Source organism: Microvirga sp. 2MCAF38, from assembly GCF_052115485.1.
In the GTDB taxonomy this organism is placed as follows: Bacteria; Pseudomonadota; Alphaproteobacteria; order Rhizobiales; family Beijerinckiaceae; genus Microvirga.
Genome location: NZ_JBFRGU010000001.1, coordinates 411,924 through 426,508 on the forward strand (window position 1 = coordinate 411,924; position 14,585 = coordinate 426,508).

Below are 14,585 nucleotides of genomic sequence, written 5' to 3' on the forward strand. Positions count from 1 at the left end.
CTCCGCTGCCGGAAGCTATGCCGTAAACTTCAGGAGCTTGATCGCGGCATAGTCCTGCACTCCGCCACCGACGCGCTTCGTGGTGTAGAACAGCACGTAGGGTTTCGCGGAATAAGGATCCCGCAGCACGCGAATGCCGGCGCGATCGACAATCAGGTAGCCGCGCTTGAAATCGCCGAAGGCGACAGAACAGGCATTGGCCCCCACATCCGGCATATCCTCGGCCTCTACGACGGGGAAGCCCATCAAGGTCGCGGGCTGACCGAGGCTCGTCGGCGGTGTCCAGAGATACTGGCCATTTTCGTCCTTGAACTTACGGATCGCGCTTTGTGTCTTGCGGTTCATGACGAACGACGCGTTCTGACGGTAGCCCGCCTTGAGCGCGTAGATCAGCTCGAGCAGTACATCGGACGGATTGCTTGTTGGAAAGCCTGCGCCACCGGCGGCGACATAGCCGAGGCGGCCCCATTCCCAATCCTCGTCAGCGACGGTCGGCGATGCAAGAAAGCCCTTCGGCTTGTTGACGCCGTCACCGTTGATGAAGGCTGCGCCCTCCTGCTCCGCGAAGGCGGTTTCGACCTCCTCGGCGATCCATTGGTCGAGATCGACCACGGCATCATCGAGAAGTGTCTGCGTCGCGGCCGGCATCGCGTAGAGTTCCATGGTCGGGAAACTCATCTCAGCCAAGGTAGGGCCGGCTGTCTGGGGACGATCCGCCCTTTCGCCGACCCAGCCTGCCGCCGGGCCTGAAACGGAAAAAGCGCGCTTGTAATGACCGCCAGAGATCACACGGACCGACGAGATGGCGCGGATTGGCGAAACGCCGGAGAGACGGCGCAGGACCTCGCGCTCGACATTGTCCGGCACGAGATAACCGCCGTCGGGCCCGGATCCGGCAGAAAGCGCCTTCTCTTCGAGCCGCTTCAGGCCGCTGGCCTCGCCGGTACGCACATAGGTGTGAAAGGCGCCCTTGTGCTCGGCCTGCGCGGGATCGCGGGCAATCTCAGCCGCGCTCCCGAGCGGAGGGCGCGAGCGATCGAGGGCAAGACGATCGAGGCGGCGCTTGGCATCATCGAGAGCCGTGTCTATGCGCACGAGCTTTTCATCTGTGACGACATCGCTCGTCAGCCTCGTCTCGATTTCACCGAGCCGCGTATCGTTGGCGTCCTTGAACGCCTCGAAGGCTCGGGCGAAATCCTCGAAAGCCGAGGCCACGTCATCGGAAACCGATTTTGTTTGAACAACTGGGATCATATCAATCAATGGGTTGGATGGAACAATGAAAAAGCCCACCGGGTGGCGGGCTCGCTTTTCCCCCTGCGGGAAACTGTTTATCAGGTCGCTCTGTGCACCGTTCTGACCACGCTCGGTCCCGTGACCGCGCCTCCAGCGACCGCGCCGGTGGGTCCTGAACCCGCCTTATCAACGTACCGGACGCAAAGCCGGTTCAGCCGGGAAGAGGCGTTTCGCTGCCGTGCGGATCTTTTCGACGAGACGCCTATCGCCGCCTTTTACGGTTTCGACTCGCGCAGTCGGCAGCATGGGAAACGTCACGATGGAAATTTCCCATAGGTCGAGCTTCTCCAGACGACGCAGACCGGTCGGCTTCTCCGCCCGCGCTCGTTCGACACGAAAGCCAATGGAAAGACCGTCGACTGCTCTCTCACGGATGAGAGCGTGAACGTCACGGGCCTTCTCCACCGCGAGATTGAGTTTGCCACGCACGCGCAAGCCCCGGCGATCTTCCTCGATGGAAAGCCAGCGCCCGATGGGCTCTGAAGGATCATGCTGCCACAAAAGTCGAACCGCTTCCGCACCGCGCCGCTTGAGACTGTCGGCGAAAGCGCCGGGCATCACTACATCCTTGCCGAGATCCGCGATGCCAAACAGGCTGGCATAGCCTTCGAAAACGCCATCCACATCGACGCCTTGTACAGGCTGCGTGAGAAGTTTCACTTCCCGTGCATAAGCCGGGACATGGTAATTCATTGCGCACCTCCACGGATCGGCTTCGTGGGACGTTCGCCGAGCTTCTCGAGCTGGCGCACGAAATCGCGGAACACGAGCGTGGCACGATTCTGTGCGTCTCGCGCGACCTTCGGCTTTCGCGTGGTGCGGGATGATGTTCGAGTCATAGCGGGTCTCCCGAGTGGCGATGGTTGAAGAGAGCAAGCTCGCGCACGAAATCGTCGAACCGCCGGTTCGCGGCAAAGAGATCGCGCATGGTCATGGCGAGCAGGGTTGAAGCTCCGCTCGCCCAAACGAAAAGAGCGAGATGAGCGAGATCACCGCGGTTGATAACGGCCTCGGTGATCCGATCGAATGCGTTCATGAATTGTTCCCAATGGGTTTGCCCCCTGTGAATGAGTTGTCGACAGCGCACGCGAAGAAATTTTGTGCTTGTCGGATAGGTGGGAATGTCCGCTCGCGGCGAGATCAGGTGTTCGAAGGCGATGCGCCGTAGCCGACCGCTTCACGCTTCTCCGCATCGGTCAGAAATGGCGCCGCCGAAACCCGGCGCCACAGACTTTCGCGCTCGGCAGATAGAGCCTCGATGGCGTCGAGATCCGGCTCCAGCCGGAGATTTTCGCCATAGGCCGGCGAAAGCCAGTGAACCAACGCCTCGGCCGTGCGCTTCGCCAGAGGGATTACCGTCTGACGATAGAAAGCCCGATTGGCCTCGGCGTAGTTGGCGTGGGTGTTGTCACCGGGCAGGCCTAGCAGCAATGGGGGCACGCCGAAAGCGAGAGCGATCTCCCGCGCTGCGCCGGCCTTCGCCTCAACGAAATCCATGTCCTTTGGCGAAAGCGACAGCGGCTTCCAATCGAGCCCGCCCTCGAGCAAAAGCGGGCGGCCTGCATTGGCCGCCCCCTGATAGTTCAACTCGAGTTCGTTCTTGAGCCGATCGAACTGCACATCGCTCAAGGATGCCTGGCCGACGACGAGAGCGCCGGAAGGGCGTGCCGCATTGTCGAGCAGTGCTTTGTTCCATGCGCCTGCGGCGTTGTGGATGTCGAGAGCAGTTGCGGCTGCTTCCATTGGCGCAAGCCCATAGTGATCGTCGGTCGGATGAAACTGCGTGAGGTGCAGGATCGGCGGAACATCCCCTTCCCTCTGCGCGAAACGAATGGTCTGCGTGCCCACGGTATAATCATAGGCAGTTGGCCACCCATCCGCGCCCGGCACCACGCGCATTCGGTCCGGTCGAAGCGCGTGCAACTCGCGTGGAACGCCGTCGACGTTCACCGCTTCCACATAAGCGTTGCCGGAGACCAGCAGATGACCGTAGACGCTCTCCAGAAAACGCTGGTTTCCTTCCCGAGCATTAGGACGCGCGAGGAGCGAAAGCAGCGGATGCTCGTCAAGCACGCGCCCCCTCTCCAAGAGCGTCAGGGGCAGCGCCGCCGTCGCCTCGGCCAGAAGCCGAACGGCGCGGTGGACGATGGCGTTTTTCTGGAATCCTTCGCGCGCCAGCGCGGAATAATCGCGCGGCGTCCACAACGCGCGACCGGCGACATAAACGGCAACCGCGCTCCCGACGCGCGAAGCCTTGGCTTCAGAAGGCGCCTGAAACCAGCGTGTCAACATATCCAACATGAAAAGCTCCGGCCCGTTGACTGAACGGGCAAAGAATAATGTCACCGTGCCGATTGGCGGCGCGGCTTTCGTTTCTGCGACCTAAGGAAGATTTTGAGCCTGAACATGCGCCTCTAAAGCATGTTCAGGCGTGAAATTTTTGGCATTGCCAATCGTCTCGGAAAGCCGGGATTCCACTTTTCCGGATCACGCTCTAGTTGCATCCAGGCACGAAAAGGACATCCCCATGCGTGATTTACTCCTCCTCGTCGGTCGCATTCTCCTCGTCCTCGCGTTCATCAGCACCGGCATCGGCAAGTTCATGGATCTTGGCGGGACAGCGGCCTACATCGCGTCGAAAGGCTTGCCTGCGCCCTTCGTCCTTGCCGTTCTTTCCGGCCTGGTTGAGCTGGGGCTCGGTCTTGCGATCGTTGTCGGCTATCAGACACGGCTTGCCGCGTTAGGCCTTGCAGCCTTCACGCTCATCACGATCCCGTTCTTCCACGATTTCTGGAACATGACGGATCAGGCCCGTGCGATGAACCAGATCCAGGCGTGGAAAAACCTGTCGATGATCGGCGCGTTCCTGATGCTGGTCGGCGTCGGCGCGGGCCGTTATTCCATGGATCGAACGCCTTCTCGCGTCTGATCGAGATTTCAAAGCGCCCTCACCCGGGGCTCCGACTTTGCACTCAACATCAACTCCGTCAGTCCCCAGACGAGAGCATCCATTCGATCAGGCGAGCGGTTCGAGGTCAGACCAGCGGGTCCGAAATCGCATAGCTCATCCTCGAGGTCGGGCATCGCGCCCACATGATGGACGCGACCTTGCGCATAGAGCACGGAGACAGGCTCTGCGCGCAGATACTTTCCGCGCGTTGCGCGAACGGCTTTCACCGGAACGCTTGCATCCACTTCGCGGATGACACTCGTCACCATCTCGCCGCCCTGGTTCGTCTCGACGACAAGCGCATCTGCCTGCAGGCGATGATAAAGCCCTACAGCTTTCGCAGCCCACTCAGGTGGCTTCAATCTGCTCGCGGTTTCATCAGCAAGGACATAGGCCGTCCCGGAATGATCGAGGCCGACCGCGACAATGCCGCAAGCATCGGCCCGGCGCGACGAGGTCGCCGGCGGATCGACGGCGATGACAATCCGCGCGAGTGTTGGCGCGACGCTCACACGGCTCTGCTCGATCAATCCCCTGTTCCAAAGCGCATCTGGACGATCCTCGATAATCTCGCCATCGAGTTCCTGCCGACCGAGCCGCGTGCCGCCGTACCGCCCGACCACGGTTTCAAGAAAAGCCGGCGCGAGATTGGCTGCATTGTCCGCCGTCTTCGCACGCGTCACGACGACGGACGGATCGGCAAGAAAGCGCTTGATGAGCGGAATCGGCCGAGGCGTCGTCGTCACCATTTGCCGGGGATGAGTTCCGAGCCGCATGCCGAACTGCAACATGTCCCAGGTCTCCTCGACATATCGCCACTTGGCGAGTTCGTCCGCCCAGGCGGCCTCGAATTGCGGGCCGCGCAAGGAATCCGGATCTTCTGCCGAGAACACATGCGCGACGGAGCCATTCGGCCATTCGAGCTTTCTCAAGGATGGTGACCACGAGGGCCTTTCACGCCGCGTGTGAACAGCAAGAATACCGGCGGGACCTTCCACCATCACGTTGCGTGCGTCGGCAAATGTTTCGCCGACGAGGGCGATCCGGCCAAGAGCCGGTTCCGCGAAGTCGGGCTCACCGAGAGCAATGCCGCGCACCCATTCAGCACCAGTGCGAGTCTTGCCCGCGCCGCGACCACCGAGCATGAGCCAGATATTCCACGGATCGCGCGCACGCACGAGGCCTGGCAGCCGCTGTTCGTTGCGACAATGAAGCGGCCAATGGTGAAGGATTTTGCGAAGATCAGCCTTGGACAACGCCCTCGTTGCTTCGTCGAGTTTCTTCTTCCGCCACAAGGCGCTCAAGATGGCGACCAAGCTCATCGCGGAGTTCATGGATGCTGCGGCTGTCCTCGTCATCGCACGCGACCTCATCGCGTTTCGTCGTCTCGTGTTTCAGTAGAGCCTGTGCGGTCGTAAGGGTCTTGGCGTAATCGGCCAATATTTTGGCCGTCTTGTCATGGTCCTGCGCCTGGCCCGCGGAATGCTTTGCAATCAACTCGTCGATTCTGGATTGCGTAATCTGCACGAGGGATAAAGCAGCGTCGCGCAAATTCGGAGCGGCGCGGCTCGAAGGCACGAGGATCATCTCCTCGCCCTTTGCCGCATCACTCCCGGCAGCCTCCTTCTTCTGTCGCGCGGCAGCCAATGCCTCGCGGCGCGGCGGCCAACCCCACGCCTCGCGATAGCGGCGAAAGGTTGCGCCGGTCATGCCGAGCATGGTCGCAATGGCCGCTATCGATAGCTCCGGATTGTGCACATAGAGCTCATGAGCCCGCTTCTTAAGACGCGGCGCAATCTGCATTGTCCTAGTCATGTAAGGGCCAATAAAAAACCGCCCGAGCCGGAGGCTGGAGCGGCAAACGTCATAAAGACAAAACATCTGGCGACGCTCCCAAGAGGATGGGAATTTCGGTCACTTTTTGTCAGCGTTCTTGTTTTGTACTCTAACACCGTGTCGCTGTCAAGCTTCTTTTGTTCGGCCAGATGACGAATTATCGACAAAGATACGCCCGATGCCCGGCAAGCCCCCGCGGACGTTTCGATCCCAAAGCGTTTCCCGCGAAGAACCCTGTCTCTCGACAAGATTGATGCCCATGACCCCGGCTCACGCAATTCGTTCGGAGTGCGGACCAGTCCATACGAATCTCGAAAAATGGACCGATGCCATTTTGTTCTTAAAAGGAGTAATCCTTTAGGATGGTATTACAAAAACTTCGGATCAAAACTTGAACAAAAAGACCATAAACCGGAAACAAAAGTCAGAACGACGGCAGTAAACTTAAATGCACTATACATTCATATTGCTATACGAACAGATAGTGTAATGCGAAATAATATTCAAGAGGCCTGCTATTTTATTCTGGTTCCGCCTCATGATCGCCCACACTTTTAGCGCCGCGGCATATTCGGCGCAGCGAACCATATCGTCGATCGTGAGGTACCCAGCGACTACAAGCGCCCTAAATTTGAATTGCACCAGATCAATATTTTACGTAACGTCAGTTTCTGCCGATCAATACGAAATATCACTCCCGGGAAGCAAATCGTGCTCTCTCCGTGAGCGGTAGCTGGATAAAGAACCCCGCGTTGCTCGGTCATCGACGCACAATTCTTCGGGAGAAAGCCCATGTTCGTTTGGGCTGCCATCATATCGCTTGCTTTGGGTATGATCGCGTACATCGCCAGCGATCCGGCCACGGCATTACTGAATCTCGCCGAACTCGGCGGCGTAATTTTCCTTTTTGCCTTGGTTTGTGCTGCCGAAGCCTTCAACTGACATTCGTTCACCCCTTTTATACCTGCATGGCGTGAGCGCCCGAAGGAAACATGCTCTTCTCCTGAGAGATATCTAAAGCTATATTATAAAATTAAGTAATATTACGACATTTCGACAATGTTGAGCCCTATCGGCCACCCACTTATCATTTTCTCAACCTGCCGAGTCGCCTCGCCCGAACGGTATGAGACGCCTTCTCGACACATTTTCGGTTTCTTGATGCCTGGAGAGTGCCTGCTCGGATTGCCAAAGGGTGAGCAGTGGCTCTCATGGCCCAGTCGACAGGGACGAGCGGTCTCAGCCATTGGTCGATAGCACCCCGATTGATCTTGCGGGCCGCGGTGAATCTGGTGTCAATAGCGGCAGGTGACATCGTCACTTTTTCCATTGGGAGGAAATCTAAAGATGAAACGTCGTCAATTTTTGCAAGCGGCCACGGTCGGCGCTGCGAGCACCGCGGTGGCCGCTCCGGCTATTGCTCAGTCGATGCCGGAGATTAAATGGCGACTGCAATCCGGTTTCCCGAAATCGCTCGACACGATCTACGGCGCTGCCGAGGTTATCTCGAAGTTCGTCAACGAAGCCACGGACGGTAAATTCCAGATCCAGCCTTTTGCGGCTGGTGAAATCGTCGGCACACCCCAGGTGGCCGATGCGGTCGGCAACGGCACCATCGAAATGGGGCATACCTGCTCTTATTACTATTTCGGCAAGGATCCGACCTTCGCCATCGGCACAGCCCTGCCCTTCGGCCTGAATGCCCGTCAGATGAATGCCTGGCTCTATCATGGCGGCGGCAACGACTTGCTGAACGAGTTCTATGCCAAGCACAACCTGTACGGTATGCCGGCAGGCAATACCGGCGTGCAGATGGGTGGCTGGTTCCGCAAAGAGATCAAGACTCCGCAGGATCTTCAGGGCCTGAAGATGCGCATCGCGGGCCTTGCGGGCATGGTCATGGCCAAGCTCGGCGCCGTTCCGCAGCAGATCCCGGGTGGCGACATCTACCCGGCTCTCGAGCGCGGCACCATCGACGCCGCCGAGTGGGTTGGCCCTTACGATGACGAGAAGCTCGGCTTCGCCAAAGTTGCTCCGTACTACTACTATCCCGGCTTCTGGGAAGGTGGCCCGGCGATCCACCTGTTCATCAACCAGGGCAAGTGGAAGGATCTGCCGAAGGCTTATCAGGCCATTCTGACCGCAGCCGCCGGCTACGCCAACGCAGACATGCTTGCGAAGTACGACGCCCGCAACCCGGCCGCCCTTCGCCGTCTGCTCGGCGCCGGCACGCAGCTTCGGCCCTTCTCGCCGGAAATCCTCGAAGCCGCCTTCAAGGCTGCGAACGAGGTTTACGACGAAGTCTCCGCCAAGAACCCGGACTTCAAGAAAGTCTATGAGAGCGTCCGTGGCTTCCGCAACGAGGAATATCTCTGGTTCCAAGTGGCGGAATATGCCTACGACTCGTTCATGATCCGCGCTCGTGCGCGCGGCTGATCAAAATCGGCTATAAAGCCTGTAAAGGGGCGACCGAAAGGCCGTCCCTTTTCATTTAAGGCCAAGACCGGTGGAGAGACATTACTGGGTTTGCGTGGTGACCGCGGTCTGGTATCCACAGGGTGAATTGGCGACCTTTTTTGTGATTCCTAATTGAGATTATGCGCTGGACGTTACGTATCGGATTACTTCTAATCGTTGCCTGGGTGATTTTTGCGATATCTCCCTATGTGGCGCTCTACCGCCTGTCCAAGGCAGTGGAAGAGCGCAATGTCGCTGAGATCGCCGAACGCATCAATTTCCGGACTCTCAGGGGATCGCTGACAAAACAAATCGTCGGCGACTATCTGTTGCAAGCCGACGGCAAGGAAATGACCGGCATCAACCGGCAAATCGCGGCCGAGGCGACGGCCACCGTCGCCGACCCGATCATTGCGCAAATTCTGACTCCGGACGTTGTGGTCGACCTCTTGGACGATGGCTGGCCGCAGCAATTGCTCCGAGAAAATGCTCTGTCCTCTCATTTCGACCTGAGTCCCAATTCGCTGCGCAAGGCTTGGAACTTCTTTGTTTCTTCAGAGCTGCGCGGGTTCAGAATCATCTATTTCTCGCTCCCGGCAGATGCTGAGCCGGCGAATCGTTATCGCTTGCAGATGAGGTTGAGCGGACTGCGATGGCGGCTGAGCGGCATCGATTTGCCACAAGCTCTGCGCCAAAGACTTCTCGACAAGCTTCCGCACCCGAATGGCACCGGCAAAGCCAATGTGACGCAGGCAAAATAAAGGCCTGCATGCTGGATGCAGACCTTCGTTCGCAAGACGGTCGATGAGTGGCGCGTCAGTTGAGGAAAATGAGCCACCCGACCATCGCCAAGGGCAGCGCGGCGCCGAGCGTAAAGCAGATAAAGCTGGAAGCCATTTTATCTACCTCCTGTAAGTAAAACAGGATTCTAAATCGACCGTTCCAGCTTATCTTTACATTGTTCTTATAAAGACTAAGTGCGCTTGAGCACATAGTGAGCACAATAAAAGGCCCCTACCTAAATAGAGGCCTCTGGCGTTGATCGCGAGCGACCAATTTAGCACAAACCTTTTCTGGTTTTTCACCCATCTTAGCCTCTCGCTCAAAAACTGGCGTAATGATGCGCTCTTTAATATTTTGGTCAAGGAGACTTAATTCAATCGGTAGGCCAATCGACGATGTGCTCCAAAAGCTCAGCTACAGAGAACTCCTCCTCGGCACCGGCGACCTTGCCTCTCACCGATATTCCGGCGCTGTGAACCGTGTCGCGATCACCGGAAACGAGGTGATGCCACCAGTACAAATCCTTCCCTTCCGCGACGAGGCGGTAGCCACAGGTCGATGGAAGCCATGACAGGCTGCGAACCGCCTGCGGGGTCAGGCGCACACAATCGGGCACCTTTGCCTGCCGATTGGGGTAGTCACGGCAACGGCAGCTTTGATCGTTCAGAAGCGTACAGGCTACATCCGTATACAGAACCTCGCCGCTGTCTTCGTCTTCGAGCTTCACGAGACAGCAGCGGCCACAGCCGTCGCAAAGGCTTTCCCATTCCTGATCGGACATTTCATCCAAAGATTTCGAGCGCCAGAACGGCTCCTCTCGATCCGGGACGGCTTTCAAAACTGTCACTCTATTTCACCTTCACGTCGCCTTCCGATCGACCATATATGAATTACGGCCCGAGAAGCGGCGATGTTCTGTCTCTTCCTTCGTGCCTCGCGATGAAGGCGCGCTTGGCGAACCGCAAAGCCCCGATAGGAGTTGGTATCGTATCGAGGCATGGCGCGAGTTACGTTTTCATCGGGCCATGCGTCAATCGTCTTTGAAGCGGTGCTGCCACTGCTTTATTTTTAAAGGATCGTCGTGCGCACGCCTTCTTCAGTCTCTTTCTGGACAAGGATCAAACGTGGAGCGCTCTCCTTCGACGCTTGGCTCAACTCGTTCCTCTACCAATCCTGGCGCACCCTTGTCAGGGGATGTCAGATCTACAACGAAAAGGCGGAATCGCTTCGGTTTCGGGGTATCCCCAGGGTCGTACTCGACCTAACCAGCGAAGCGGTAACTCTCGGCACGGTCGGTGGCATCGCTCTTGTGACGTTGGCCATCCCGGCCTTTCACGATACCAGCGACGATTGGCTGAAAACCCAGGATCTCGCCGTCACCTTCCTCGACCGCTACGGGCAAGAGGTCGGCAGGCGCGGAATCCGATATGACGATACCTACAAGCTCGAAGATTTTCCAGATTACCTCGTGAAGGCTGCGCTCGCGACGGAAGACCGGCGTTTCTACGAGCATCGAGGCATCGATCCCGTCGGGACAATACGCGCACTCATCGCCAACGCCAAAGGCGGCGGCATCGTCCAGGGCGGCTCTTCGATCACGCAGCAACTGGCAAAGAACCTGTTTCTGTCCAACGAACGGTCGCTGGAGCGCAAGATCAACGAAGCCTTTCTGGCGGTCTGGCTGGAAGCGCATCTGACCAAGGATCAGATCCTCAAACTCTATCTCGACCGCGCCTATATGGGCGGCGGCGCGCATGGCGTCGTCGCGGCGGCGGACTACTATTTCGGCAAGTCCGCCAAGGATCTCACGCTCGCCGAATCCGCGATGCTCGCGGGTTTGTTCAAGGCTCCCACGAAATTCGCGCCACACATCAACCTGCCGGCTGCCCGCGCGCGCGCGAATGACGTGCTCAACAACATGGTCGAAGCGGGCTTCATGACGGAAGGCCAAATTCAGACCGCACGAAGGAACCCCGCGACACCCGTCAATCGTACCCGCGAATCCACGCCCGATTTCTATCTCGATTGGGCATTCCAGCAGGTCAAGCAGCTCGCGGCGGAAGGCAAACTCGGCAACGAGCGCGTCCTGATCGTAAAGACGCCGCTCGATATGGGGCTGCAGCAACGCTCCGAGCAGCTCATGGAAGACATGCTGCGCCAATACGGCCACCAATATAAGGCCGGACAGGGCGCCGTGGTCGTCATGGACGTGGATGGCGCAGTCCGCACCATTGTCGGTGGGCGCGACTATGGCCAGAGCCAGTTCAATCGTGCGACGGATGCACTGCGGCAGCCCGGCTCTTCGTTCAAGCCGTTCGTCTATGCCACCGCGCTGACCGTAAACCCGAAGCTGACCCCTGCTTCCATCGTGGTCGACGCACCGATTTGCCTCGGCAATTGGTGCCCGCAGAATTATGGCCGTTCATATGCTGGTTCGTTGCCTTTGGTTTCGGCTCTCGCGCGCTCGATCAATTCCATTCCGGTGCGGATGTCGCTCGAGATGGGCAAGGGCAATGCCAAGGCAGGCCGCAAGCTGATCATCGACATGGCCCAGAAGATGGGCCTGACCCATCCGCTTGCCGATTCATCCTCGCTCCCCATCGGGGCCGCCGAAGTGACGCCCATCGACATGGCCTCGTCTTTCGCGGTCTTCGCGAATGGCGGGAAGCGTGCTCCGGCCTATGCAGCCTGGGAGGTTCGCAACGGGCTTGGCGAGTTGATCTTCCGGCATGACCGCGATGCGCCTCAGCCTCAGGTTCTGCAGCCGCGCGTCGTGAACGACATGAATTTCATGATGAACAAGGTCGTCGAGGAAGGCACGGGCAGACGCGCGATGCTCGACGGGATCCGCTCGGCCGGGAAGACCGGCACGACTAACGCTTATCGAGATGCCTGGTTCGTCGGCTTCACGGGCAACCTCGCCACCAGCGTCTGGTTCGGGAACGATGATCATTCGCCCATGAACAACATGACCGGCGGAACATTGCCCGCGATGACGTGGAAGGAGGTCATGACGGTTGCCCACCAAAATCTCGAGCTTCGCCCCATCCCGGGCCTCGGCCCGGCCCCCGCTGAGGCCGTTGCGTCGAATGCGGGCAAGAACTTGACCGCGCAGCCTCAGGAGCAGGCTCAGGCGCCGATGCCGGGTACACTCTCGCGACGCTCCTTCGAGGCCCTCTCGAACTTGGGCAATTTATTCCAGGACGTTGAGAGGGCTTCCACACACCCGCCCGGTTCGCCGTCGGCCATGGATTCCTCCCCTAGTCCCGCGTCCAATCGCGTCGCGATGCCCTGAGATGAGTCTCGTTTCCGACTTCATGCAAAGCGCTCCCCGTATCCGTTCCGGTCGCGGAAGACGCCGATTGAACGCATTAGCGAACAGGCTCTTCTCTTCATCCGTTCTCGTGCCCTACGCACTAATCCTCGGCCTGACTCTGGGGCTTGGCTCCGCATACTGGGCGGCGCGTGGAGATTATCCGGTTGGCGAGATTGAAATCGGTCCCTGGCGAGCATGGCCGAAAGTCGGCACACCTGAGGTCGACCCTTATGCCCGCGCCATCATCGCGCGCCGCGCTGAAATACCGCTCGCCATCGGTGAAGGCCTTGCGTTGAAAGCGAACACGGACAGCATGGGCCGAAAGCTCCTCTCCTCCTGCACCTATCGCGTCGGCTCGGTCACCCCGGCAGCGCGCATTTGGACCATTGCGGTCTATGACGAGAAGGGCAAGCTGATCAGGCCTGAACTGGGACGAAGCGGTTTCACATCGTCGGAAATTCTGCGCAACGGCGCAGATGGGTTCGACATCGTTTTGTCACGGGATGTCCAGGCCGGGAACTGGCTCCAACTCACCGGTGGGGACGCTTTCACCCTCATCCTGCGGCTCTACGACATGCCCGGTGCCCTCGGTGCCTCCGCACTGGAGAAAACGACTCTCCCCACAATCGAGCGTCTGGGGTGTGCACCGTGAGCCGATGGATGCGCTTTTTCATCGCGACCCTGTGTGGCCTCGTGCTCGCGATGGGCGTTCATATCGCCGTTATTCTCGCAAGCCCTCGTCTGGCGGAAAACGATGCCTTCAGCCGCTTGCAAGACACTCTCGAATTCGAACACCCGACGTTGATCGACAATGTTGGTGGCGCAAATACGTGGCTGCCCGAGCCTGACCCGGCGATTGCTGTTGCCGCTTGTGCGTTCGATCTCAGCGAGGGTCCGACGCGGATCTCCACCAAGACCGGTCCGCTCTTTCAATCCCTATCGTTTCACACCAAAGAAGATGGCATCTTCTTCGCTGTGACGGATCGGGCTGCGGTTCGGGGCGAACTTGACATCGTGATCATGACACCCGAACAACTCGACGCGGCGCGCGCGATACAAGACGATGGTGAAACCGTGAGTCAGGACGTCAGAATCGTCGCTCCGCAAACGGAGGGTTTCGTCATCGTGCGCGTGGCGTCGCCCTATCCGAGCCTCAACACGGCTGCGGAGAACACGGCGACAGCCGTCTCGTGCACGATCGACGAGGATTGATGTTGCCGGAATTGCTCCCGACGCAAGAAAACGAAATGCATTGGCGATTAATGGTGGAGAGCGATCTCTCCGGGGTGATCCGAGCCGCCGACATGATACACGCGGCGCATCCGGAAGATGCATCCGTCTTCGTCGAGCGCCTGCGCCTTTATCCAGCCGGCTGCCACGTGCTTGAATCGAGCGAGGGAATTACCGGCTACATGATCAGCCATCCCTGGCGATTTGCCGAACCGCCGGCCCTGAATTCGGCCCTCGGCGAATTGCCTGCCGTCCCTTCGACCTATTACATCCACGATATCGCCCTTCTCCCGGAAGGACAGGGGCGCGGATATGCGCTGACGGCGGTGGAGCGGGCCAAGGCTCAGGCGCAGCATGCGGGTCTCGCGACCATCTCGCTGGTCGCGGTCAACAATTCCGACATGTTCTGGAAGCGCCGCGGCTTCGAGGAATACTCTTCCCCTGCACTTGCCGCAAAACTGAAGAGCTACGGCGACGACGCAAAATTCATGACGCGCCAAGTCGCCTGAAAGCGCAATCGCTTACGATCGACGACGTGAAGGCCCGTGAGACGCGAAGGGTCGTGATGGCCCCGGGTTCGGCGTCGGTCGCTCGTAACGTACGCCGGTGAAGAGGAGAATCTCCCCCTTCGGCTCGTCCGGTGCGAGACTTGGACGATGGGGCCGCGAGAATGCGTCGGGAAAAGCGATGATCACGCCTCGGGATTGTGTCCAGAAA

At 58.9% G+C, this 14,585-nt stretch carries 16 protein-coding genes; 8 read left to right on the forward strand and 8 right to left on the reverse strand.

The annotated features are described in order from the left end of the window. Nucleotides 1-15: 15 nt before the first annotated feature. The 5 genes from AB4072_RS01960 to AB4072_RS01980 all read right to left on the reverse strand — a co-directional run bounded on the left by AB4072_RS01960 (nt 16) and on the right by AB4072_RS01980 (nt 3,588). Nucleotides 16-1,254, reverse strand: a complete 1,239-nt coding sequence (locus AB4072_RS01960; protein ID WP_441965221.1) for a phage major capsid protein — start codon at nt 1,252-1,254, stop codon at nt 16-18. Between the two features lie 168 nt (nt 1,255-1,422). Then, entirely contained in the window at nt 1,423-1,920 is a 498-nt protein-coding gene (locus tag AB4072_RS01965; RefSeq protein ID WP_441965712.1) for an HK97 family phage prohead protease, read from the reverse strand. A gap of 65 nt (nt 1,921-1,985) precedes the next feature. Continuing rightward, the gene (locus AB4072_RS01970; protein ID WP_441965222.1) at nt 1,986-2,135 is read right to left on the reverse strand and encodes a hypothetical protein; all 150 of its coding nucleotides are present in this window, start codon (nt 2,133-2,135) and stop codon (nt 1,986-1,988) included. Then, on the reverse strand, nt 2,132-2,332 hold the full coding sequence (locus AB4072_RS01975) for a hypothetical protein (protein ID WP_441965223.1): 201 nt from the start codon (nt 2,330-2,332) through the stop codon (nt 2,132-2,134). The genes AB4072_RS01970 and AB4072_RS01975 overlap by 4 nt, the downstream gene beginning before the upstream one ends. Nucleotides 2,333-2,436: 104 nt before the next feature. Then, complete coding sequence (locus tag AB4072_RS01980; RefSeq protein ID WP_441965713.1) at nt 2,437-3,588, reverse strand: phage portal protein; 1,152 nt, start codon at nt 3,586-3,588, stop codon at nt 2,437-2,439. A gap of 139 nt (nt 3,589-3,727) precedes the next feature. On the opposite strand from AB4072_RS01980, the gene AB4072_RS01985 reads away from it, so the two are divergent. Then, nucleotides 3,728-4,225, forward strand: a complete 498-nt coding sequence (locus AB4072_RS01985; RefSeq protein WP_441965224.1) for a DoxX family protein — start codon at nt 3,728-3,730, stop codon at nt 4,223-4,225. Nucleotides 4,226-4,233: 8 nt separating this feature from the next. On the opposite strand, the gene AB4072_RS01990 is transcribed toward AB4072_RS01985, so the two are convergent. Together AB4072_RS01990 and AB4072_RS01995 are read right to left on the reverse strand one after the other, a co-directional pair. Next, nucleotides 4,234-5,568: a DNA-packaging protein gene (locus AB4072_RS01990; protein ID WP_441965225.1), complete on the reverse strand. Its 1,335-nt coding sequence runs from the start codon at nt 5,566-5,568 to the stop codon at nt 4,234-4,236. Further along, nucleotides 5,489-6,049: a hypothetical protein gene (locus AB4072_RS01995; RefSeq protein ID WP_441965226.1), complete on the reverse strand. Its 561-nt coding sequence runs from the start codon at nt 6,047-6,049 to the stop codon at nt 5,489-5,491. Before AB4072_RS01995 ends, AB4072_RS01990 begins: the two co-directional genes overlap by 80 nt. A gap of 825 nt (nt 6,050-6,874) precedes the next feature. On the opposite strand from AB4072_RS01995, the gene AB4072_RS02000 reads away from it, so the two are divergent. The 3 genes from AB4072_RS02000 to AB4072_RS02010 all read left to right on the forward strand — a co-directional run bounded on the left by AB4072_RS02000 (nt 6,875) and on the right by AB4072_RS02010 (nt 9,300). Continuing rightward, nucleotides 6,875-7,024, forward strand: coding sequence for a hypothetical protein (locus AB4072_RS02000; RefSeq protein ID WP_441965227.1), 150 nt, complete (start codon nt 6,875-6,877; stop codon nt 7,022-7,024). Between the two features lie 405 nt (nt 7,025-7,429). Beyond that, a complete protein-coding gene (locus AB4072_RS02005; protein ID WP_441965228.1) occupies nt 7,430-8,518 on the forward strand; it encodes a TRAP transporter substrate-binding protein in 1,089 nt (362 codons plus the stop codon). 161 nt (nt 8,519-8,679) lie between these two features. Continuing rightward, the gene (locus tag AB4072_RS02010) at nt 8,680-9,300 is read left to right on the forward strand and encodes a DUF2939 domain-containing protein (RefSeq protein WP_441965229.1); all 621 of its coding nucleotides are present in this window, start codon (nt 8,680-8,682) and stop codon (nt 9,298-9,300) included. Nucleotides 9,301-9,695: 395 nt separating this feature from the next. On the opposite strand, the gene AB4072_RS02015 is transcribed toward AB4072_RS02010, so the two are convergent. Continuing rightward, nucleotides 9,696-10,169, reverse strand: a complete 474-nt coding sequence (locus AB4072_RS02015) for a YcgN family cysteine cluster protein (RefSeq protein WP_441965230.1) — start codon at nt 10,167-10,169, stop codon at nt 9,696-9,698. Between the two features lie 234 nt (nt 10,170-10,403). Here AB4072_RS02015 and AB4072_RS02020 point away from each other — a divergent pair, with 234 nt between their 5' ends. The 4 genes from AB4072_RS02020 (at nt 10,404) to AB4072_RS02035 (ending at nt 14,377) form a co-directional block, all read left to right on the forward strand. Continuing rightward, complete coding sequence (locus AB4072_RS02020) at nt 10,404-12,617, forward strand: transglycosylase domain-containing protein (RefSeq protein ID WP_441965231.1); 2,214 nt, start codon at nt 10,404-10,406, stop codon at nt 12,615-12,617. Nucleotides 12,618-12,684: 67 nt separating this feature from the next. Then, nucleotides 12,685-13,290, forward strand: coding sequence for a DUF1214 domain-containing protein (locus tag AB4072_RS02025; protein WP_441965232.1), 606 nt, complete (start codon nt 12,685-12,687; stop codon nt 13,288-13,290). Nucleotides 13,291-13,298: 8 nt separating this feature from the next. Further along, nucleotides 13,299-13,850: a DUF1254 domain-containing protein gene (locus AB4072_RS02030; RefSeq protein ID WP_441965233.1), complete on the forward strand. Its 552-nt coding sequence runs from the start codon at nt 13,299-13,301 to the stop codon at nt 13,848-13,850. A 35-nt stretch (nt 13,851-13,885) separates the two neighbouring features. Further along, nucleotides 13,886-14,377 (forward strand): GNAT family N-acetyltransferase, encoded by a 492-nt coding sequence (locus tag AB4072_RS02035; RefSeq protein ID WP_441965234.1) that lies wholly within the window; start codon nt 13,886-13,888, stop codon nt 14,375-14,377. Nucleotides 14,378-14,585 lie beyond the last annotated feature (208 nt).

What these genes read in the sequence shown, in the direction of transcription:
- AB4072_RS01960 (WP_441965221.1), bottom strand. Translation starts at nt 1,254, where the DNA reads ATGATCCCAGTTGTTCAAACAAAATCGGTTTCCGATGACGTGGCCTCG.
- AB4072_RS01970 (WP_441965222.1), bottom strand. Translation starts at nt 2,135, where the DNA reads ATGACTCGAACATCATCCCGCACCACGCGAAAGCCGAAGGTCGCGCGA.
- AB4072_RS01975 (WP_441965223.1), bottom strand. Translation starts at nt 2,332, where the DNA reads ATGAACGCATTCGATCGGATCACCGAGGCCGTTATCAACCGCGGTGAT.
- AB4072_RS01980 (WP_441965713.1), bottom strand. Translation starts at nt 3,588, where the DNA reads ATGTTGACACGCTGGTTTCAGGCGCCTTCTGAAGCCAAGGCTTCGCGC.
- AB4072_RS01990 (WP_441965225.1), bottom strand. Translation starts at nt 5,568, where the DNA reads ATGAGCTTGGTCGCCATCTTGAGCGCCTTGTGGCGGAAGAAGAAACTC.
- AB4072_RS01995 (WP_441965226.1), bottom strand. Translation starts at nt 6,049, where the DNA reads ATGCAGATTGCGCCGCGTCTTAAGAAGCGGGCTCATGAGCTCTATGTG.
- AB4072_RS02000 (WP_441965227.1), top strand. Translation starts at nt 6,875, where the DNA reads ATGTTCGTTTGGGCTGCCATCATATCGCTTGCTTTGGGTATGATCGCG.
- AB4072_RS02005 (WP_441965228.1), top strand. Translation starts at nt 7,430, where the DNA reads ATGAAACGTCGTCAATTTTTGCAAGCGGCCACGGTCGGCGCTGCGAGC.
- AB4072_RS02010 (WP_441965229.1), top strand. Translation starts at nt 8,680, where the DNA reads ATGCGCTGGACGTTACGTATCGGATTACTTCTAATCGTTGCCTGGGTG.
- AB4072_RS02030 (WP_441965233.1), top strand. Translation starts at nt 13,299, where the DNA reads ATGCGCTTTTTCATCGCGACCCTGTGTGGCCTCGTGCTCGCGATGGGC.
- AB4072_RS02035 (WP_441965234.1), top strand. Translation starts at nt 13,886, where the DNA reads ATGCATTGGCGATTAATGGTGGAGAGCGATCTCTCCGGGGTGATCCGA.